The following is an 18,586-nucleotide window of genomic DNA, read 5'->3' on the forward strand; positions in this document are numbered from 1 at the left end:
ATCCCGCACCCGGGCCCCCGGTGCCGCTCAGGTCCCGGGCAGCGCGTCCTTCAGGCTCGCCCTGACCTCGTCGCGCAGCTCCTGGGTGTCCTGGTGCTCGTGGACGGAGACCGCGTGCTCGGTCGCGGCGCGGACCACTTCCTCCTCCTCGCCCGAGATGTAGAGCGAGCAGCCCGACACGCTCGGCGTGTCGCGGCAGTCGGCGGCTTTCCTGGTCATGTCGGCCTCCTGCGATGCTGTTCCGACCGACCCCCTCCTCCAGGCTAGAGCCGTCCTCACGGCCCGGCGAACGGCGGCGTCGTGGCGGCCGGCGGAGCCTCCCAGGGCCGCGCCTCCGCCGCCCAGAGGGCGAATCCGAGCGCGGTGATCCCGGCCAGTACCCCGCCGGCCCGCCGCAGTGCCCTGTGCCGCCGCCGCACCCGGCCGCCGCGCTCCGCCGCCCGCGCGCCGAGCCCGGCCGGCACCGGCGGGTGCGGGGTGTCGAGCAGCCGCCGGACGGCCGCCTCCTTCTCGCCGTGCCTCACGCGGCCTCCCTCGATCCGCCCGGTGCCCGCAGCCGGGCCACCGCGCGGGCGCACACCGCCCGGATCCGGGCCTCCGGGAGCCCGAGCAGCGCGGCGGTCTGCTCCTCGGGCACGCCCTCGTACAGCCGCAGCACCAGCACCAGCCGCTCGGCGGGGGTGAGGACGCCGAGGACCCCGCCGCGGCCGGTGCGGTGCCGCCAGGCGGTGCGTGCGAAGCGGAGGGCGAGCTCGTCCCGGGTGAGCGCGTACGGGTCCTCGTCGCCGCCCCGGTCGAGCACCGCGTAGGTGTGGGCGAGGGCGGCGGTCAACAGGGCGTGCGCGGACGGGTTCCGGGCCCGGGTCTCGGCGGTGAGCAGCGTGGCGACGTGCAGCAGCCGCCCCGCCGCGCCCGCCACGAAGGCGTCGAACTCCCCGGCGCGGGCGGCGTGTTCGGATCGGGTCCGCTTCCCCATCCCTCATGTATGGGTCCGGCGCGCGGCGGGGTCAACCCCCGTGCGCCGGTCGGCCGCGCGCGGGGTCAGCCGCTCTGCGGGGAGCCGGCGGAGGCGCCCTGGCGGGCGGAGAGCGCCGCGTTGAAGCGGGTGAGCAGGGAGCAGAAGGAGGCGCGCTCGTCCTCGGTCCAGCCGTCGGTGACCTCGGCCATCAGCGTGCGCCGCGAGGAGCGGACCTCCTCCAGGCGGTCGAGGCCGCGCGGGGAGAGCTGGAGGACGACCGCGCGGCCGTCCTCGGGGTGCGAGGCGCGGCTGACGAGGCCGGAGTCGACGAGCGGGGCGACCTGGCGGGTGACGGTGGAGGAGTCGATCCCCATGCCCGCCGCGAGCGCCTTGACGCCCATCGGCCCTTCCTGGTCGAGCCGGTTGAGCAGGAGGTAGGCGGCCCGGTCCATGGAGTTGCGGAGCTGGCCGGTGCCGCCGAGGCGGGTCTGCTCGGCCCGGCGGGCGAAGACGGCCACCTGGTGCTGGAGGGCATCGAGGAGACCGGGATCAAGCTCAGTCGTCATGTCCTGAGATGTGGGCATGGCTGGGGGGCTCTCTCGTGCGGGGGTGGTCGGTGTGGGGGACAGAGTACGCGGACGGGAGGGGCTCCGTACCGGCCGTGCGCAAACCCGTTCCCGGCCCGTGGGCCGGGCGGCCGCAGGGCCGGTGAGCTGCGAGACTTGGGGTCATGACCTTCGGTACGCGACGCCCCTTGCACCGCCTGATGCTCGACGATGTGCGCGGGGCGCAGAAGATGCTGGCGGGGGTGGCCCGGACGACCGCCCTGGAGGGCAGCCGCCATCTCTCCTCGCTGGTCGGGGCCCCGGTGCTGCTCAAGTGCGAGAACCTCCAGCGGACCGGCTCGTTCAAGCTGCGCGGCGCGTACGTGCGGATCGCCGGGCTCCGGCCGGAGGAGAAGGCGGCCGGGGTGGTCGCCGCCTCGGCCGGCAACCACGCGCAGGGCGTGGCGCTCGCCTCGCAGCTGCTCGGGGTGCACGCGACCGTGTTCATGCCGGTCGGGGCGCCGCTGCCGAAGGTCGCGGCGACCCGGGAGTACGGCGCCGACGTGCGGCTGCACGGGCACGTGGTGGACGAGACGCTGGCCGCGGCGCAGGAGTACGCGCGGGAGACCGGTGCCGTCTTCATCCACCCCTTCGACCACCCGGACGTGATCGTCGGCCAGGGCACGGTCGGCCTGGAGATCCTGGAGCAGTGCCCGGAGGTCCGCACGATCGTCGTCGGTGTCGGCGGCGGCGGGCTCGCGGCCGGCATCGGCCTCGCGGTGAAGTCGGTCCGCCCGGACGTGCGGATCGTGGGCGTACAGGCGGAGGGCGCGGCGGCCTATCCGCCGTCGCTGGCGGCCGGCCACCCGGTGGTGGTCGACTCGCCGGTGACGATGGCCGACGGGATCAAGGTGGGGCGGCCCGGGGACGTGCCGTTCGGCCTGGTCCAGGAGTACGTGGACGAGGTGCGCACGGTCTCGGAGGACGCGCTCTCCTCGGCGCTGCTGCTCTGCCTGGAGCGGGCGAAGCTGGTGGTGGAGCCGGCCGGGGCGAGCCCGGTGGCGGCGCTGCTGAGCGACCCGGAGTCGTTCCGGGGCCCGGTGGTCGCGGTCCTCTCGGGCGGGAACGTGGACCCGCTGCTGTTGCAGCGCATCCTGCGGCACGGCATGGCGGCGGCCGGGCGCTATCTGAGCCTGCGGCTGCGGGTGGCGGACCGGCCGGGGGCGCTCGCGACGCTGCTCGCGGTGCTGACGGTGGTGGACGCGAACGTCCTCGACGTCAGTCACGTACGGACCGATCCGCGGCTCGGTCTGACGGAGGTCGAGGTGGAGCTGCACCTGGAGACGAAGGGGCCGGAGCACTGCCGGGAGGTCGAGGGGGCGCTGCGGGAGGCGGGGTACACGGTCCTGGGCTGAGCACGGCCCCGCGCACTGTCCTAGGATCGGCAGAAATGCCCGAAATGATCCGGGAGTGTGGACATGCCAGGCGCGATCCACGCCGAGGGACTGGTGAAGACCTTCGGCGACGTCACCGCTCTGGACGGGGTGGACCTCGACGTGCCCGAGGGCACCGTCCTCGGTCTGCTCGGCCCCAACGGAGCGGGGAAGACCACCACCGTACGAGTCCTGACGACCCTGCTCAGACCGGACCGCGGCACCGCCACCGTCGCCGGCGTCGACGTCCTCGCCCACCCCAACGAGGTCCGCCGCTCCATCGGCCTCTCCGGCCAGTTCGCCGCCGTCGACGAGTACCTCACCGGCCGCGAGAACCTCCAGATGGTCGGACAGCTCTACCAGATGAGGTCCGGGGACGCGAAAGCCCGCGCCGACGAGCTCCTGGAGCGCTTCCGCCTCGACGACGCCGCCGACCGCCCCGCCAAGACGTACTCCGGCGGCATGCGCCGCCGCCTCGACCTCGCCGCCGCCCTGGTCGTCGCCCCGCCCGTGATGTTCATGGACGAGCCGACCACCGGCCTCGACCCCCGCAACCGCCAGGCCCTGTGGGACGTCATCAAGGAACTCGTCTCCGGCGGCACCACCCTGCTCCTCACCACCCAGTACCTGGAGGAGGCCGACCACCTCGCCCACGACATCGCGGTGGTCGACCACGGCAGGGTCATCGCCCGCGGCACCTCCGACCAGCTCAAGGCCCGCACCGGCGGCGAACGCGTCGAGGTCGTCGTCCACGACCGCGAGGCCATCGCCCCCGCCCGCGCCGTCCTCGCCCGCTACGGCCCCGGCGAACGCGGCCTCGACGACGTCTCCGTCGAGGACCACACCCGCAGGCTCACCGTCCCCGTCACCGGCGGCGCCAAGCTGCTCGCCGAGGTCATCCGCGACCTGGACGCCGTCGGTGTCGAGATCGACGACATCGGCCTGCGCCGCCCCACCCTCGACGACGTCTTCATCTCGCTCACCGGCCACGCCGCCGCGCGCGAACAGGACGACGAGCACGGGGACGGCGCGGACCGGCCCCCCGCCCGGGGCCGCAAGCACCGGAAGGAGCCCGCCGCGTGACCACCCTCGACACCGCCCCGCACGTCCCCGCACCCCGCGGCGGGATCGCCCAGTCGATCGCGGACTCCCTCGTCGTCACCAAGCGGAACCTGATCCGCATGTCCAGGATCCCGGAGATGGTCATCTTCGGGCTGATCCAGCCGGTCATGTTCGTGGTCCTGTTCAGCTTCGTCTTCGGCGGCTCCATGAGCGTCGGCGGCGACACCGACCCGGTCGTCTACCGGAACTTCCTGATGGCCGGCATCTTCGCCCAGACCGTCACGTTCGCCACCGCCGGAGCGGGCGCCGGCATCGCCGACGACATGCACAAGGGCCTCGTCGACCGCTTCCGCTCGCTGCCGATGGCCCGCGGCGCCGTCCTCACCGGCCGCACCCTCGCCGACCTCGTCCAGACCTCGCTCACCCTCGTGGTCCTCGCCATCGTCGGCCTCATGGTCGGCTGGCGCATCCACGAGGGCGTCCCCAAGGCGCTCGGCGCCTTCGCCCTGCTGCTCCTGCTCGGCTACGCCTTCTCCTGGATCGGCGCGCTCATCGGCCTCTCCGTCCGCACCCCGGAGGCGGCCACCTCCGGCGGCCTGATCTGGCTCTTCCCGGTCACCTTCGTCTCCAACGCGTTCGTGGACCCCAGCCAGATGGCCGACTGGATCCGGCCCATCGCCGAGTGGAACCCCTTCAGCGCCACCGTCCAGGCGTGCCGCGAGCTCTTCGGCAACCCCGGCGTCGTCCAGTCCGACGCCTGGCCCATGCAGCACCCCGTGTGGGCCTCGCTCCTCTGGTCGCTGCTGATCATCGCCGTCTTCCGCACCCTCTCCGTCCGCAAGTACCGCTCCGCCTCCGCCTGAGCGGCACCCGGCACGCCGAAGGGCCGGCCCCCCTCGGGGGACCGGCCCTTCGCACGTGTGGAGAAGGCGGGGCCTCAGCCGGTGTACGGCTTCGCGCTGAGGATCTTCACCATGGCCTTCTTGCCGTTCGGCAGCTCGTACTCGGCGTCGTCACCGGCCTTCTTGCCGTTGACGCCGATGCCGAGCGGCGACTGCGGAGAGTAGGTCTCGATGTCACCGCTCGCGTACTCGCGGGAGGCGAGCAGGAAGGTCATCGTGTCGGACTCGTCGCCGTCGAAGGCGATGGTCACGACCATGCCGGGCTCGACGACGCCGTCGTCCGCCGGGGCCTCGCCCACCTTGGCGTTCTGCAGCAGCTGGGTGAGCTGGCGGACCCGGAGCTCCTGCTTGCCCTGCTCCTCCTTGGCCGCGTGGTACCCGCCGTTCTCGCGAAGGTCGCCCTCCTCGCGCGCGGCAGCGATCTTCGCGGCGATCTCGGTACGCGCGGGACCAGACAGGTACTCAAGCTCGTCCTTGAGCTTGTTGTACGCCTCCTGGGTGAGCCAGGTGACGTTGTCGCTGGTCTGGGTCACAGGTGCTCCTCGTAGGTACTGGGAATACAAAGCATCGCCCTACGCGGGAAACCCTCGCTTCCCGGGTGGGCGAAAGCACGAGCCTAACAATGAGTGGCGGAAAGCGGGAGGACATAAACCATCGGGATGGCGTCGCTCCAGGTCACCGCGCCGACCCGCCGGGACTCGCTGCCCGTCCCCTACCCACCGCTACCGCGCCGTACACCCCATGAGCTCGGCACTGGTCGCCCGGGCGGTCGTCCGGAGGGAGTAGACGCGGTCGACCCGGGACCCCGGCTCGGCGACGGTGACGTCCTTGCGGGCCACCTCGGCCCCGTCCTCGGAGCGGGACCGGAGCGTGCACACGCCCTCGACGCCCTCGTCCTTGCGGATCTCCAGGTGCACCTGCACCTCGGTGTCGCTCACCACGTCGAACTTGATCATCTCGGCGCTGATCTTGCTGTCCACCACGTAGTGCCAGCCGAACCAGCCGATCATCGCCAGGAAGAGGGTGCCGAGGACCGCTCCGGCCACCTTCAGCTTCCGGTCGGCCCGCTCGTCCGCCGAGCGCCCGTAGCGCCCCTCTGGCGGCTGCTCTCGCACCGCTGTCATGTATCGGTCCTCTCGGGGGCGGGGGCGGCGGAATTTTCCTCCCCCCGATTCCGTCACTATAGAGACCACCCTCCGCGTCTAATCACTGAGGATCGAGTCTTGACTGAGCAGCTGCGACTGATGGCCGTTCACGCCCACCCCGACGACGAGTCGAGCAAGGGCGCGGCGACCATGGCCAAGTACGTGTCCGAGGGGGTGGACGTCCTCGTGGTGACGTGCACGGGTGGCGAGCGTGGCTCGGTCCTGAACCCCAAGCTCCAGGGCGACCCCTACATCGAGGAGAACATCCACGAGGTCCGCCGCAAGGAGATGGACGAGGCCCGGGAGATCCTGGGCGTCGGCCAGGAGTGGCTCGGCTTCGTCGACTCCGGCCTCCCCGAGGGCGACCCGCTGCCCCCGCTGCCCGAGGGCTGCTTCGCCCTGGAGGACGTGGACCACGCCGCCGGCGCGCTGGTTCGCAAGATCCGCTCCTTCCGTCCGCAGGTCATCACGACCTACGACGAGAACGGCGGCTACCCGCACCCCGACCACATCATGACGCACAAGATCACGATGGTGGCCTTCGACGGCGCCGCCGACGCCGAGAAGTACCCCGAGGCCGAGTTCGGCCCGGTCTTCCAGCCGCAGAAGCTCTACTACAACCAGGGCTTCAACCGGCCGCGCACCGAGGCGCTGCACCAGGCCCTCCTCGACCGGGGCCTGGAGTCCCCGTACGGCGAGTGGCTCCAGCGGTGGAGCGAGTTCGAGCGCAAGGAGCGGACGCTCACCACCTTCGTCCCGTGCGCCGACTTCTTCGAGATCCGGGACAAGGCCCTGATCGCCCACCGCACCCAGATCGACCCCGACGGCGGCTGGTTCCGGGTGCCGATGGAGATCCAGAAGGAGGTCTGGCCGACGGAGGAGTACGAGCTCAGCAAGTCGCTGGTGCCGACCTCCCTCCCCGAGGAAGATCTCTTCGCGGGCATCCGCGACAATGCCTGACATGAGCGCACACCTCGCACTGACGCAGCTGGTCCCCTTCGCCGCCGAAGAGCTGGACAAGAACAAGGTGACGCCGGGCGTCCTCGGCTTCGTCGTCTTCGCCGCCCTGGCCCTCGCGGTCTGGGCGCTGATGAAGTCGATGAACCGCCACATGAACCGCGTCTCCTTCGAGGAGACCCCCGACCCGGCCGAGGCCGGCAAGGGCGGCGCGAAGGCCCCGGCCGCGTCGAAGTAGCGGCACGTCGGCCCGTACCCGCGCGGTACGGGCCGACTGCGGCAGGATGGCCCCATGGCGAACCGACTGGCCCATGAGACCTCCCCCTACCTGCTCCAGCACGCCGACAACCCGGTCGACTGGTGGCCCTGGTCCGCCGAGGCGTTCGAGGAGGCCCGCCGCCGCGACGTCCCGGTCCTCCTCAGCGTCGGCTACAGCTCCTGCCACTGGTGCCACGTGATGGCCCACGAGTCCTTCGAGGACCAGGCCACCGCCGCGGTGGTCAACGAGCACTTCGTCGCCGTCAAGGTCGACCGCGAGGAGCGGCCCGACGTCGACGCGGTCTACATGGAGGCCGTGCAGGCCGCCACCGGGCAGGGCGGCTGGCCCATGACCGTCTTCCTCACGCCCGACGCCGCGCCCTTCTACTTCGGCACCTACTTCCCGCCGGAGCCGCGCCACGGCATGCCGTCCTTCACCGAGGTCCTCGAGGGCGTCCACACCGCCTGGGCCGACCGCCGCGGCGAGGTCGCCGAGGTCGCCGACCGGATCGTGCGGGACCTCTCGGGCCGCTCCCTCGCCGTCGCCGGCGACGGCCTCCCCGGCGAGGAGGAGCTCGCCGCCGCGCTGCTCGGCCTCACCCGGGAGTACGACGCCACCCGCGGCGGTTTCGGCGGCGCCCCCAAGTTCCCGCCGTCGATGGTCCTGGAGTTCCTGCTCCGCCACCACGCCCGCACCGGCTCCGAGGGCGCCCTCCAGATGGCCGCCGACACCTGCGAGGCGATGGCCCGCGGCGGCATCTACGACCAGCTCGGCGGCGGCTTCGCCCGCTACGCCGTGGACCGCGCCTGGGTCGTCCCGCACTTCGAGAAGATGCTGTACGACAACGCGCTGCTCTGCCGCGTCTACGCCCACCTGTGGAGGGCGACCGGCAGCGACCTCGCCCGCCGGGTCGCCCTGGAGACCGCCGACTTCATGGTCCGCGAGCTCCGCACCCCCGAGGGCGGCTTCGCCTCCGCCCTCGACGCGGACAGTGACGACGGCACCGGCAAGCACGTCGAGGGCGCCTACTACGCCTGGACCCCGGCCCAGCTGGAGGAGGCCCTCGGCGCGGACGACGCCGCCCTCGCCGCCCGCCACTACGGCGTCACCGAGGACGGCACCTTCGAGCACGGCGCCTCGGTCCTCCAGCTCCCCCAGGAGGCGGGCCCCGCCGACGCCGGCCGGATCGCCTCCATCCGCACCCGGCTGCACGCGGCCCGCGAGCGGCGCGCGCGCCCCGGCCGCGACGACAAGATCGTCGCCGCCTGGAACGGCCTCGCGATCGCCGCCCTCGCCGAGACCGGCGCCCTCCTCGACCGCCCCGACCTGGTCGAGCGCGCCACCGAGGCCGCCGACCTCCTGGTCCGCCTCCACCTCGACGACGGCGGCCGGCTCACCCGCACCTCGAAGGACGGGCGGGCCGGCGCCCACGCGGGCGTCCTGGAGGACTACGCCGACGTCGCCGAAGGCTTCCTCGCCCTCGCCGCCGTCACCGGCGAGGGCGCCTGGCTCGACTTCGCCGGCCTCCTCCTGGACCACGTCCTCGACCGTTTCACCGGCGAGGGCGGGACGCTGTACGACACGGCCCACGACGCCGAAGCCCTCATCCGGCGCCCCCAGGACCCCACCGACAACGCCACCCCGTCCGGCTGGACCGCCGCCGCCGGAGCACTGCTCTCGTACGCGGCACACACCGGCTCGGAGGCCCACCGGACCGCCGCCGAGGGAGCCCTCGGCGTGGTGAAGGCGCTCGGTCCGCGCGCCCCCCGCTTCATCGGCTGGGGCCTCGCCGTCGCCGAGGCCCTGCTCGACGGCCCCCGGGAGATCGCCGTCGTCGGCAACGCCTCCGACCCGGTCTTCCAGGAGCTGCGCCGTACGGCCCTGAGGGCGGCCACCCCGGGAGCGGTCCTCGCCGCCGGATCCCCCGACAGCGAGGAGTTCCCGCTCCTGCGCGACCGCCCCCTGGTCGCCGGTTCGGCCGCCGCGTACGTCTGCCGTCACTTCACCTGCGACGCACCCGTCACCGACCCGGACGCCCTGGCCCGCGCGCTCGGCTGAGCCCCGCGAACGGACACGGCCCCGCCGCCCCTCCGGAGAGGGACGACGGGGCCGCGCCGTGGCCGAGCGGCGTGGCTCAGCTGTTGCCGGCGCCGTTGCCGGACAGCACGGGGATGTCGCTGAGGATGTGCGACAGCGGCTCGTCGCCCTTGGCCTGCGTCGAGTTCTCGACGCACTGCTGGTTCTGCGGGGAGGACAGCACGTTGATGTCCTGCACCGCGATCGGGACGAGACCGACGAGGGAGCCGGCGTTGACCTTGGCGGGCAGACCGATGCACGGCTTGTTCAGGGAGCCCTGGACGAGCGCGAACTGCGGGCTCATGTCGCCGTAGGTCGCGGAGTTGCCGAACTCCTGGTGCGCGCCGTTGCCGGAGAGCGAGGTGGTGCCACCGTCGTCGGCGATCGCGAGCGCCTGCCCGGCCGTCGCGCCGACGACCGAAACAGCCACCGCAGCGGTCGCGAGGAGCTTCTTCATGTTCTGGCCTTTCGATGACTGGCCCGCGCTGAGTGCCGAGCCGTGCTGATCAACTGGTCGGAGGGGCGGAGGTTCCGGCATGTCCACCGGACGGCCTACGGGCAGATGAGCGAAGACCCCCGGGCGGGTGCGTAGTCGGCCACGGAGATCTTGCTCGGGGCGACCGCGTCACCGGGCGGCAGCGGACGGTCCGCGCGGAGCCGGGCGAAGACCTCCGCGGCCCCCTCCTCGTCCCAGCCGACCGTGGACCCGACGCCCTCGACGAGCGGGTTGAAGCCGCGTACGGGCACGGTGGCGAACTCGGTACGGGACGGGCCGACGGCCTTCAGCCGGGCCGCGAGCGTGAGCAGTTCGCCCACCGAGACACCGCGCTCGGCCGCCTCCGTCCCGCGCAGGGTCGAGGCGAGCGCCCGCAGCTTCGCCGGGTCCTTGAGGATCCCGCCGGACCGGATCCGGTCCAGCGTGTTGACGACGAACTTCTGCTGCTTGCGCATGCGGCCGAAGTCCATCTCCCCGTCGGCCTTGCGGGAGCGCACGTACTGCAGCCCCTCGCCGCCGCCCACGTTCCGGGTGCCGACGGGCAGGTCGAGGCCGGTCGCCGAGTCCTTCAGCGGCTTCGTCGTACAGATCGGCACCCCGCCCTCGACCTGGTCGACGGTGTCCATGAACCGCCGGAAGTCGATCTCCAGATAGCGGTGCACGTCGAGTCCGGTCGCCGCCTCGACGGTCTCGACGGTGAGCGCCGAACCGCCTTCGGCGTGGGCCGCGTTGAGCTTCGCGAGGTGGGAGTCGTGGACCTTTCCGGTCCGCAGGTCGGTGTGCGGGCCGGGGAGTTCGGCGAGCGAGTCGCGCGGCAGCGACACCACGCTGACCCGGTCGTACCCGGCGGAGACGTGCACGAGCATGACCACGTCGGTGCAGTCGCAGTCCTGGCCGCCCAGCCGGAAACGTTCCTTCTCGGCGGCGGTGATCCCGTCCCGGGAGTCGGTGCCGACGACGAGCAGGTTCAGTCCCCGGGCGGGGGCGGGGAGTTCGGCGGGATCGCCGAGGGCGGAGGCGAGGGCCCCGGGGGCGAGCGCGAGAAGCGCCGCCGGCACGAGCAGGAGCCGCCGCGGAGGCGGAAATCTCATACCCGCACGGTATTTCGAGTCCGTTCGCACGCACATGCGCGACGCGTCGGCGCGTGACCGAATCACTCCGTTGCGAGGCTTGTGTAATGATGCGGGAATAGCAGCGGAGGGAGCGAGAATGGCGCCGCCTGATCCCGGTCGTCCCGGGAAATGGGAACGGATGGCCTTCATTCCGAAGAGCCGGTATGTGAGCGAGCCGCCGACCGCCGACCGGATCCGGTCGACCCGGCAATTCCCCGTCTATTCCGCCCTGGTGACCCAGTGGGCCCAGGCCGGCCGGACGGTCCCGGGAATGCCCGACCGGGAATGGGAGCGGCTGATGTCCACTCCCGTCTGGCCGCGCTAAGGGTTGTCCCGTAAATGATCTCCGAGTCGCCTCGGCCATGCTCGGTGGTCGTGCAGCCCGCGGGCCTATCCGGCGAGGCGAGGTTGTGTATCCGGGCGATGCCGAGCATGGCGTGGTGGACTCCGTCGCCTTTGAGTCGGCAGTCGCGAAGGATCTTCCAGGTCTTCATGCGGGCGAAGACATGCTCAATCCGGGCCCGGACCTGCTTGTGGGACGTGTTGTGTTCCTCTTTCCAGTCCGGGAGCTCGGTCTGGCCGCGCTCTCGGCGGTGCGGGATGACGAGTCCGGTGCCCGGGTAACCGCCGTCGGCGATCGTGAGGGTCTTGCCGACGGCGGCCTTGGCACCGGACTCCTCCCACGCCTTGCAGTCGTTGCGGTTCCCGGCGAGAGGCCGCCCGACCACGACGACCAGGCGAGTATCAGCATCGATGACGACCTGGTGGTTGGTGGAGTACCGGTAGTTCTTCGACCGCTCGTCAACGGTGTGGTCCCGGGTGGGAACCAGAGTTCCGTCCACGATGAGCACGGTGTCCTTGGCGAACCGCTTCCGGGGCCGGAGCGCGAGCATCGGTCCGAGGCGGTCGATGATGCGGTCCGCCGCGGACTTCGACACCCCGAACAGCGGCGCGAGCTGGCGCATGGTGAGGTTCGTGCGCCAGTACGCGGTGACCAGCAGGGTCCGATCTTCCAGTGAAAGGCTCCACGGCCGGCCTTTGCGGGCTGTGTCCGCACATGCGCGACGCAGCGCCGTCACCAGCTTCCCGAACTGTCTTGGGCTCAGCCCGGTGAACGGGGCTATCCAGGACGGTTCCGACGCTGTGATCACACAAGACACAACAAGATCATCTCAGTTGCCGAGACTGCCCCATGTCCTCGATCCTGTGTATTCGGCAAGCCGGGAGGACACATGGGGCTGATGCTTTTCCCAGGCGACGGAGACAACAGCAGTCCGGATGTCTCCTGGTCCTACAGCGGCTTTGCCGCGTTCCGACGGCGTCTGGCTCAGGCCGAGGGGTTTGCCCTCTCCGAGATGCGGGGCTTCGGCGGCGAGCGCCCGTGGAGCGAGGTGTCCACCGCTCTGGAGCCACTCCTCGATCATCCGGATGCAGGCGGTGAGGACCTCTCACCTGCCGAGTGCGCGTCGGTCCTGGTCCGACTGGAGGCGATCACCGACCAGTGGGCACGGGAGAGCGGCGATCAGCTCCACCAGCAGCACATCGAGGATGCCCGCCAGCTGGCGGGCGTCCTGCAGCTCTGCATCGAGAAGGACGTCCCGCTGGCCTTCCTCTGAGGCCCACCGACCACAGAACCACTTACGGGACAGCTCTTAGCGGGCGGCGGACGCGCGAAGGGGCCGCCCCGGCGGGGCGGCCCCTCGACGCGTGGACGTCGCCGGGGAGGCGGGACGTCAGCTGTTGGCCACGCCGTTGCCCGAGAGGATCGGGATGTCCTCCAGGATGTGCGACAGCGGCTCGTCGCCCTTGGCCTGCGTCGAGTTCTCGACGCACTGCTGGTTCTGCGGGGAGGACAGGACGTTGATGTCCTGGACGGAGATCGGGACGAGACCCACGATCGAACCCGCGTTGAGCTTGGCCGGCAGACCCACGCACGGCTTGTTCAGGGAGCCCTGGACGAGCGCGAACTGCGGGCTCATGTTTCCGTGGGTGGTGGAGTTGCCGTACTCCTGGTGGGCGAAGTTGCCGCTCTTGGAGGTGGTGCCGCCGTCGTCGGCGATGGCGAGGGCGGGGGTGGCCGCGGCGGCGGAGGCGCCGACGATCGAGGCGGCGGCGGCCGCGGTGGCCATGACCTTCTTGATCACGGGAGTTCCCTTCTAGAACCGGCTCCGTGCAGGGAGCCCCCTGATCAACTCGCCCCGGACCGGCGGGTTCCGCCCTGTCACCCCGTTGGCGGAGCGCGCGGGGCAGCGCTCGCCGCGGTTCCCAGTCGATCGGGTGAAGCGGCGGAACCTCCTCACCGACCCGCGTGTTGATCCGGTCGCATCAATCAGGTCGATTGGAAACGGAATCACCGTGATCAAGAAGATGATGACGGCCGCGGCCGTCACCGCTTCGGCCGTCGGCGTCGCCGCCGCGGCCGCCGCTCCCGCGATGGCCATCGCCAACGACGGCGGCACGACCTCCCTCTCCGGGAACGGCGCCCACCAGTCGTTCGGCAACTCGAAGACCAAGGGCGACATGAGCCCGCAGTTCTCGGCCGTCCAGGGCTCGCTGAACAAGCTGTGCCTCGGCGCCCCGGTCAAGGGCAACGTCGGCTCGGTCGTCGGCATCCTCGTCCCGGTCGCGGTCCAGGACGTCAACGTCCTGTCCTCCCCGCAGAACCAGCAGTGCGCGGAGAACTCGACCCAGGCCAAGGGCGACGAGCCGCTGTCGCACCTCGTCGAGGACATCCCGGTCCTGTCCGGGAACGGCATCGGCAACAGCTGATCCGGAAAGCGCGCCGCAGGGCCGGAGGAAATCCTTCCTCCGGCCCTGTGTCGTGTGCGCAACGGAGTGAATGCCGAAGGCGGAGCACGCATAACGGTTTCCTTCGCGGAAGCCTGTCGTTGTCCCTGTGTGCAGCGGAGGCCGATCTTCCGCCGCGGAAAGGAACCAGACGAAATGAAGTGCAAGAAGGCTGCTGCCGTCATTGCCGGAGTCATCATGGCCATGGGCGCGGCCACGCCCGCCTTCGCCGACGCCGACGCGCACGGTGCCGCCATCGGTTCGCCGGGTGTCCTCTCGGGCAACGTCATCCAGATCCCGATCCACGTGCCGATCAACGCCTGCGGCAACAGCCTCAACCTCATCGGTGCGCTGAACCCGGCCTTCGGCAACACCTGCATCAACGCCTGAGCCGGGCCTCCGCGCACGCGGACGGCCGAGGACCGGCCCCGGGGAGAGCATCCGCTCCCCGGGGCCGGTCCGCGTCTACGCCCCTACCGGCGCGGCCCGTTCACCGCTGCGGGGCCGTCCCACCGCGGCGCCGCCCCGGCCCCCGGTGCGCAGCCGCCGCCGGACGCCCTTCACCAGACGGCCCGCCGTGTAGCCGGCGCCGAACACGAAGCGCATGGACGGACCGTACGAGGGCGCGGTGAGCAGTCCGGCGAGGAAGAGGCCGGGCCAGGAGGACTCGAAGAGCGCCCCGGTCTCGGGGGCGCCGGCCGGCCCGACCGTGCGCAGCGCGGACCGCAGCGCCGGGTCCAGGACTCCGGCCCGGTCGAGGGAGGGCACGAAGCCGGTGGCCGCGACGACGTGGTCGGTCTCCAGGACGCTCGTCCCGTCCGGGCCCTCGACGTCGAGCCGCAGCCGGTCGTCGCCGGTGACGGCGGCCGCGGTGATCCGGTGGCCGAGGCGCACGTCGCCCACGGCGGCGAACCGTTCGCGCAGCCACCAGGCGCCGGCCGGGCCGAGCGCCGTGCCGAAGAGCCGCGCCCGGGTGGCGGCGGGCAGCCGCCGGAAGACGCCCGGGGCGTCGGCGTACAGCCTGTTCCGCCAGCCGCAGCCGAGGCCGGTGTGCGGGGCGCGCAGGGCGGGCCACAGGCCGCGGTCGAGGGCGGGCGGCAGGGTGTTCCAGCGGAGCCGGTCCGCCCGGGCGAGGACCCGGACGGCGGCGGCGCCGGCCTCGACGAGGAGCGCGGCGGTCTCCAGGGCGGCCTGCCCGGCGCCGACGACGGTGACGTCCCGTCCGGAGAGGGCGTCCAGTTCGCCGTGGTGGCTGGAGTGGGTGACGTACCGCCGGGGGAGGTGCCGGAGCGGGCCGGGGACCTCCAGGAAGGGGAGCACCCCGACGGCGAGGGCGACCGTGCGGGCCCGTACGGTCTCGCCGTCCTCGGCGGTCAGGAGGAAGCCCTCCGGGGCGGGCGCCACCGAGGCGATCAGCCGCTCGTCGACGGCGGGGACGGCCTGCCGGGCGAACCAGTCGCCGTAGGAGGCGAAGAACGACACCGGGAGCGGGACGCCGTGCTCGGCGCGGGTGCCCCGCGCCGACGCGTAGGCGTCGAGGCCGTACGCGCCCGCCGGGTCCGAGAGGTGGGAGGCCCACGGCTCGGACTTCAGGAACATCCCGGAGGGCATGGCGTGCCAGGACTCCATCGGGCGGCCGAAGGTCACCGGGGCGAGCCCGTGGGCCGCCGCGTGCGCGGCCACCGAGAGGCCGTAGGGACCGGCCCCGACGACCACCAGGTCGTGCACCGGACGTGCCGTCGTCTTCGCGTTCGCCATCGTGTCCTCCGTCTTCATCGCTGGGTGAGCTGGGTGGACGAGCCGCGGGTCGCCGGGCCCGGCAGGGTGGCCGGATGCCGGGGCCGGCCGGCCGCGAGCCGCCGCCGTGCCGCCGCCAGGACCCGGCGCAGCAGATGGGCGAGCCAGGCGCGGCCCATGGCGAGCGCCGGCGCCGGGTCGTCGGCGGCGAACCAGGCGCGCTCGCCGGGCGGCCGGGCGGCGCCCGGCTCGGGGGCGTACCGGCGGCGGGGGGAGGCGAGCAGGGAGAGCGCCGCGTAGTTCTCCACGACGAACCGGCGGCCGTACGCGGGGGAGTGTGCCGGCACCGGCCGCCCGGTGAGGTCCAGGTGCAGCGCCCGCACCACGTCGAGCCCGGCGGCGTCGGCGAAGAGCCGGAACTGGGCGCCGGGGCGCGGATTGAAGTCGAGCAGGTGGTACGCGCCGGTGGCCCGGTCGAGCCGGAAGTCGAGGTCGCACACGCCGCGGTAGCCGAGCGCGTCGAGGAGCGCGCGGGCGAGCCCGTCCACCTCCGGGTTGGGCGCCCAGCGGCCGACGGCGGTGAGACCGGCCCCGTCCGGCCAGGACCGCTCCTTGCGCCCGGTGGCCCCGGCGGCACAGCGGCCGGCCGAGTCCGCGTACCCGTGGAAGAACCAGTCGAGGCCCGGGCCGGCCGGCAGCAGCTCCTGGAGCAGCAGCCTGCTGCCGGCCTGCGGGGTGCGCCCGTACAGCTCCCGCACCTCGGCGAGGGAGCGGAGGATCGTCGTGCTGCGCAGCCCGGACCCGGCCGGCAGCAGCCACGGGCGGCTCCACTTGGCGACCACCGGCAGCCCGAGCGCCCAGGCCATGGCGGCGGCCTCGTCGGCGCCGGTGGGGAGTTCGGTACGGGGGTGGGGCAGGCCCAGCGCGGCGCAGGTCGCCGCGAGGGAAGCCTTGTCCGCGACCTCCAGCAGCTGCTCCTCGCTCTGTTCGGGCAGCAGGATCCGGCCCGCGAGGTCGGCGCGGCGGCGGGCCAGCGCGAGGGCGCTGATGTCGTCCAGAGGCACGGCGAGCACGGGATCTGACGGCGTGTCGGTGATCTCGCCGGCGATCCGGAGCAGCAGCGCGGCCAGTTCGGTGGGGGCCGCGGAGGCGGGCCGGGGGCGGACGGAGCGGACGTACCGGGAGCGGGCGGCCGGGCTGCCGACCGCCTCGACGACCGCGTGGACGGGGACGCCGGCCCGGCCCAGGGAGCGGGCCGCGCCCAGGGTCCCGTGATGGAAGGGGTTCCGGTCGAGCCGCACGAGGACTGCGGGTACGCGGGTGTCGAAAGGCGGCACGGGCAAGGGCCTCTTCATCTCGGGTGCCCCAACTGGGCGATGAAATCCTCTAATGGACTACGGAGGGGAGGGAAGCGGAGTTCACGGTCGGCTCATTAGGAATACTTTCTGAACATCGGAATGACTGATCGTCAAATGGCGTGCGTGTGAAGGAGCGGCCATGGAACCTGTCGGAGGAACACCGAGAAGAAGACGCACATGGCTGGGGGTGATCACCGCCGGCCTCCTCGCCTCGGGTTCGGTCGTGCTGTCGGCACCCGCCCATGCCGCCGCATCCCTAACGACGGAGGACCCCGGTCCGACTCTCCCCGGCACCAGCGCCATGGGGGCCTTCCTCGATTCCGGTTCGCTCGGGGTGAGCCGGATCGGCCAGCTGGAGCGCTGGCTCGGCGGCCGTGAGCTCCGCGTGGGCCACACCTATCTGCCCGGCGACCTCTGGTCCAACATCGAGGGCCCGCCCGGCTTCCTCGACGCGTGGGCCGACTGGCGCAACGCGAAGACCGACCGGATCTTCGTCCTCAACGTCCCCATGCTGGAACGCAACGAGGCCGGCATCCCCGACCAGGAGGTTCGCCGCCAGCTCCAGCTCGGCGCGGCCGGCTACTACGACCACCACTTCCGCACCCTCGCCCGCCGGCTGGTCGAGGCCGGGGCCCTGGACACGGTCCTCGTCCTCGGCTGGGAGATGAACGGCACCACCTACACCCACCGCTGCGGTCCCGACCCGACCGCCTGGAAGAAGTACTGGAACCGCATCGTCGCCACCATGCGGTCCGTACCCGGCCAGAAGTTCCGCTTCGACTTCAACCCGAGCCGGGGCCGGGACGCCGTGCCGTGGACCGAGTGCTACCCGGGCGACGACGTCGTCGACATCATCGGCATGGACTCGTACGACCAGCCCTCCGGCGCCGATTTCGACCGGCACGTGAACGAGCCGTACGGACTCCAGAAGCAGGTCGATTTCGCGGCCGAGCACGGAAAGCAGATCTCCTACCCGGAGTGGGGGCTCTTCCGGAACGGCGACAATCCGACGTACATGCGGCGGATGCTGGAATGGATCCGCGACCACAAACCGCTGTACCACACGATCACGGATTACTGCCCGCACGGCGTCTGGCAGTGCGACCGGAATCCGCAGTCGTCACGGGTGTTCCGGGAAATGCTGTACGGGGCGGAGCCCTCGGTGCCGGTGGATCCGGTCGACCCGGTGGATCCTGTCGACCCCGTCGACCCCGTCGACCCCGTCGACCCGGTGGACCCCGTCGACCCCGTCGACCCGGTGGATCCTGTCGACCCCGTCGACCCGGTGGATCCTGTCGACCCCGTCGACCCGGTGGACCCGGTGGACCCCGTCGATCCGGTGGACCCGACCAAGCCTGAGCCGAAGCCTGAGCCGAAGCCCGAGCCGAAGCCTGAGCCGAAGCCTGAGCCCAAGCCTGAGCCGAAGCCTGAGCCGAAGCCTGAGCCGAAGCCTGAGCCGAAGCCCGAGCCGAAGCCCGAGCCGAAGCCCGAACCGAAGCCCGAACCGAAGCCCGAGCCCAAGCCCGAACCGAAGCCCGAGCCCAAGCCCGAACCGAAGCCTGAGCCCAAGCCCGAGCCGAAGCCGGAACCGAAGCCGGAACCGAAGCCTGAGCCCAAGCCCGAGCCGAAGCCTGAGCCCAAGCCGGAACCGAAGCCCGAGCCCAAGCCCGACTGTTGGAAGGTCGAGCTCGGGGAGTGGGTGGAGAGCTGGATCGGCGGGCCGGTGTGCGTGCCGAAGGACACCGGCTGGAAGGACGAC

At 72.1% G+C, this 18,586-nt stretch carries 20 protein-coding genes and 2 pseudogenes; 10 read left to right on the top strand and 12 right to left on the bottom strand.

Annotated features, from left to right (window positions below; translation table 11 throughout):
- Positions 1 to 27: 27 nt before the first annotated feature.
- From ABFY03_RS23835 to ABFY03_RS23850, 4 genes are all read right to left on the bottom strand, one after another.
- Positions 28 to 219, bottom strand: coding sequence for a DUF1059 domain-containing protein (locus ABFY03_RS23835; RefSeq protein WP_319010034.1), 192 nt, complete (start codon positions 217 to 219; stop codon positions 28 to 30).
- 56 nt (positions 220 to 275) lie between these two features.
- On the bottom strand, positions 276 to 524 hold the full coding sequence (locus tag ABFY03_RS23840; RefSeq protein ID WP_319010033.1) for a hypothetical protein: 249 nt from the start codon (positions 522 to 524) through the stop codon (positions 276 to 278).
- A complete protein-coding gene (locus ABFY03_RS23845) occupies positions 521 to 976 on the bottom strand; it encodes a sigma factor-like helix-turn-helix DNA-binding protein (RefSeq protein ID WP_346170796.1) in 456 nt (151 codons plus the stop codon). The genes ABFY03_RS23840 and ABFY03_RS23845 overlap by 4 nt, the downstream gene beginning before the upstream one ends.
- Before the next feature lie 65 nt (positions 977 to 1,041).
- A complete protein-coding gene (locus ABFY03_RS23850) occupies positions 1,042 to 1,542 on the bottom strand; it encodes a MarR family winged helix-turn-helix transcriptional regulator (RefSeq protein ID WP_346170797.1) in 501 nt (166 codons plus the stop codon).
- Positions 1,543 to 1,688: 146 nt separating this feature from the next.
- Between ABFY03_RS23850 and ilvA the strand changes: the two genes are divergently transcribed.
- From ilvA to ABFY03_RS23865, 3 genes are all read left to right on the top strand, one after another.
- Entirely contained in the window at positions 1,689 to 2,918 is a 1,230-nt protein-coding gene (gene ilvA, locus ABFY03_RS23855; RefSeq protein WP_319010030.1) for a threonine ammonia-lyase, read from the top strand.
- Between the two features lie 63 nt (positions 2,919 to 2,981).
- The gene (locus ABFY03_RS23860; RefSeq protein ID WP_319010029.1) at positions 2,982 to 4,019 is read left to right on the top strand and encodes an ATP-binding cassette domain-containing protein; all 1,038 of its coding nucleotides are present in this window, start codon (positions 2,982 to 2,984) and stop codon (positions 4,017 to 4,019) included.
- Positions 4,016 to 4,861 (top strand): ABC transporter permease, encoded by an 846-nt coding sequence (locus ABFY03_RS23865; protein ID WP_346170798.1) that lies wholly within the window; start codon positions 4,016 to 4,018, stop codon positions 4,859 to 4,861. Before ABFY03_RS23860 ends, ABFY03_RS23865 begins: the two co-directional genes overlap by 4 nt.
- 74 nt (positions 4,862 to 4,935) lie before the next feature.
- Here ABFY03_RS23865 and greA read toward each other — a convergent pair whose 3' ends face one another.
- Both greA and ABFY03_RS23875 read right to left on the bottom strand, forming a co-directional pair.
- Entirely contained in the window at positions 4,936 to 5,433 is a 498-nt protein-coding gene (gene greA, locus ABFY03_RS23870; protein WP_031013045.1) for a transcription elongation factor GreA, read from the bottom strand.
- Positions 5,434 to 5,622: 189 nt separating this feature from the next.
- A complete protein-coding gene (locus ABFY03_RS23875; protein WP_346170799.1) occupies positions 5,623 to 6,024 on the bottom strand; it encodes a DUF4307 domain-containing protein in 402 nt (133 codons plus the stop codon).
- A 99-nt stretch (positions 6,025 to 6,123) separates the two neighbouring features.
- On the opposite strand from ABFY03_RS23875, the gene mca reads away from it, so the two are divergent.
- Genes mca through ABFY03_RS23890 form a run of 3 tightly spaced genes read left to right on the top strand, consistent with a single transcriptional unit; the run spans position 6,124 to position 9,319 of the window.
- Positions 6,124 to 7,005, top strand: coding sequence for a mycothiol conjugate amidase Mca (mca, locus tag ABFY03_RS23880; protein WP_319010026.1), 882 nt, complete (start codon positions 6,124 to 6,126; stop codon positions 7,003 to 7,005).
- The gene (locus ABFY03_RS23885; protein ID WP_319010025.1) at positions 6,998 to 7,240 is read left to right on the top strand and encodes a hypothetical protein; all 243 of its coding nucleotides are present in this window, start codon (positions 6,998 to 7,000) and stop codon (positions 7,238 to 7,240) included. The genes mca and ABFY03_RS23885 overlap by 8 nt, the downstream gene beginning before the upstream one ends.
- Positions 7,241 to 7,294: 54 nt before the next feature.
- On the top strand, positions 7,295 to 9,319 hold the full coding sequence (locus tag ABFY03_RS23890) for a thioredoxin domain-containing protein (RefSeq protein WP_319010024.1): 2,025 nt from the start codon (positions 7,295 to 7,297) through the stop codon (positions 9,317 to 9,319).
- A gap of 76 nt (positions 9,320 to 9,395) precedes the next feature.
- Here ABFY03_RS23890 and ABFY03_RS23895 read toward each other — a convergent pair whose 3' ends face one another.
- The 3 genes and pseudogenes from ABFY03_RS23895 to ABFY03_RS23905 all read right to left on the bottom strand — a co-directional run.
- Positions 9,396 to 9,794, bottom strand: coding sequence for a rodlin (locus ABFY03_RS23895; RefSeq protein ID WP_031013054.1), 399 nt, complete (start codon positions 9,792 to 9,794; stop codon positions 9,396 to 9,398).
- 95 nt (positions 9,795 to 9,889) lie between these two features.
- Positions 9,890 to 10,924 carry an LCP family protein gene (locus ABFY03_RS23900; protein WP_319010023.1) on the bottom strand — a complete coding sequence of 345 codons (1,035 nt, stop codon included), beginning with the start codon at positions 10,922 to 10,924 and terminating at the stop codon, positions 9,890 to 9,892.
- Positions 10,925 to 11,346: 422 nt separating this feature from the next.
- Positions 11,347 to 12,105 (bottom strand): annotated as a pseudogene (locus ABFY03_RS23905) (transposase); the annotation flags it as partial.
- A 72-nt stretch (positions 12,106 to 12,177) separates the two neighbouring features.
- On the opposite strand from ABFY03_RS23905, the gene ABFY03_RS23910 reads away from it, so the two are divergent.
- Positions 12,178 to 12,561 (top strand): hypothetical protein, encoded by a 384-nt coding sequence (locus ABFY03_RS23910; protein ID WP_346170800.1) that lies wholly within the window; start codon positions 12,178 to 12,180, stop codon positions 12,559 to 12,561.
- Between the two features lie 117 nt (positions 12,562 to 12,678).
- On the opposite strand, the gene ABFY03_RS23915 is transcribed toward ABFY03_RS23910, so the two are convergent.
- Positions 12,679 to 13,089 carry a rodlin gene (locus ABFY03_RS23915; protein ID WP_319010022.1) on the bottom strand — a complete coding sequence of 137 codons (411 nt, stop codon included), beginning with the start codon at positions 13,087 to 13,089 and terminating at the stop codon, positions 12,679 to 12,681.
- Positions 13,090 to 13,303: 214 nt separating this feature from the next.
- Between ABFY03_RS23915 and ABFY03_RS23920 the strand changes: the two genes are divergently transcribed.
- Positions 13,304 to 13,714, top strand: coding sequence for a rodlin (locus tag ABFY03_RS23920; protein ID WP_319010284.1), 411 nt, complete (start codon positions 13,304 to 13,306; stop codon positions 13,712 to 13,714).
- A gap of 174 nt (positions 13,715 to 13,888) precedes the next feature.
- Complete coding sequence (locus tag ABFY03_RS23925) at positions 13,889 to 14,122, top strand: chaplin (RefSeq protein WP_319010021.1); 234 nt, start codon at positions 13,889 to 13,891, stop codon at positions 14,120 to 14,122.
- A 75-nt stretch (positions 14,123 to 14,197) separates the two neighbouring features.
- Here the strand turns inward: ABFY03_RS23925 and ABFY03_RS23930 are convergent, their stop codons facing one another.
- Together ABFY03_RS23930 and ABFY03_RS23935 are read right to left on the bottom strand one after the other, a co-directional pair.
- Positions 14,198 to 15,460 (bottom strand): FAD-dependent oxidoreductase, encoded by a 1,263-nt coding sequence (locus tag ABFY03_RS23930; protein WP_346172293.1) that lies wholly within the window; start codon positions 15,458 to 15,460, stop codon positions 14,198 to 14,200.
- A 44-nt stretch (positions 15,461 to 15,504) separates the two neighbouring features.
- Positions 15,505 to 16,806, bottom strand: coding sequence for a carboxylate--amine ligase (locus tag ABFY03_RS23935; RefSeq protein WP_346172294.1), 1,302 nt, complete (start codon positions 16,804 to 16,806; stop codon positions 15,505 to 15,507).
- Positions 16,807 to 16,966: 160 nt separating this feature from the next.
- On the opposite strand from ABFY03_RS23935, the pseudogene ABFY03_RS23940 reads away from it, so the two are divergent.
- Positions 16,967 to 18,091: pseudogene (locus ABFY03_RS23940) on the top strand (glycoside hydrolase family 26 protein); the annotation flags it as partial.
- Positions 18,092 to 18,586: the final 495 nt, after the last annotated feature.

The sequence above is a fragment of the Streptomyces roseofulvus genome (assembly GCF_039534915.1).
Classification (GTDB): domain Bacteria; phylum Actinomycetota; class Actinomycetes; order Streptomycetales; family Streptomycetaceae; genus Streptomyces; species Streptomyces roseofulvus.

Excerpts from the sequence above, each read along its gene's own strand:
- ABFY03_RS23890 (WP_319010024.1), top strand. The coding sequence starts at position 7,295 with ATGGCGAACCGACTGGCCCATGAGACCTCCCCCTACCTGCTCCAGCAC.
- ilvA (WP_319010030.1), top strand. The coding sequence starts at position 1,689 with ATGACCTTCGGTACGCGACGCCCCTTGCACCGCCTGATGCTCGACGAT.
- ABFY03_RS23845 (WP_346170796.1), bottom strand. The coding sequence starts at position 976 with ATGGGGAAGCGGACCCGATCCGAACACGCCGCCCGCGCCGGGGAGTTC.
- ABFY03_RS23925 (WP_319010021.1), top strand. The coding sequence starts at position 13,889 with ATGAAGTGCAAGAAGGCTGCTGCCGTCATTGCCGGAGTCATCATGGCC.
- ABFY03_RS23850 (WP_346170797.1), bottom strand. The coding sequence starts at position 1,542 with ATGCCCACATCTCAGGACATGACGACTGAGCTTGATCCCGGTCTCCTC.
- ABFY03_RS23875 (WP_346170799.1), bottom strand. The coding sequence starts at position 6,024 with ATGACAGCGGTGCGAGAGCAGCCGCCAGAGGGGCGCTACGGGCGCTCG.
- ABFY03_RS23860 (WP_319010029.1), top strand. The coding sequence starts at position 2,982 with ATGCCAGGCGCGATCCACGCCGAGGGACTGGTGAAGACCTTCGGCGAC.
- ABFY03_RS23895 (WP_031013054.1), bottom strand. The coding sequence starts at position 9,794 with ATGAAGAAGCTCCTCGCGACCGCTGCGGTGGCTGTTTCGGTCGTCGGC.
- ABFY03_RS23910 (WP_346170800.1), top strand. The coding sequence starts at position 12,178 with ATGGGGCTGATGCTTTTCCCAGGCGACGGAGACAACAGCAGTCCGGAT.
- ABFY03_RS23835 (WP_319010034.1), bottom strand. The coding sequence starts at position 219 with ATGACCAGGAAAGCCGCCGACTGCCGCGACACGCCGAGCGTGTCGGGC.
- ABFY03_RS23885 (WP_319010025.1), top strand. The coding sequence starts at position 6,998 with ATGCCTGACATGAGCGCACACCTCGCACTGACGCAGCTGGTCCCCTTC.
- ABFY03_RS23900 (WP_319010023.1), bottom strand. The coding sequence starts at position 10,924 with ATGAGATTTCCGCCTCCGCGGCGGCTCCTGCTCGTGCCGGCGGCGCTT.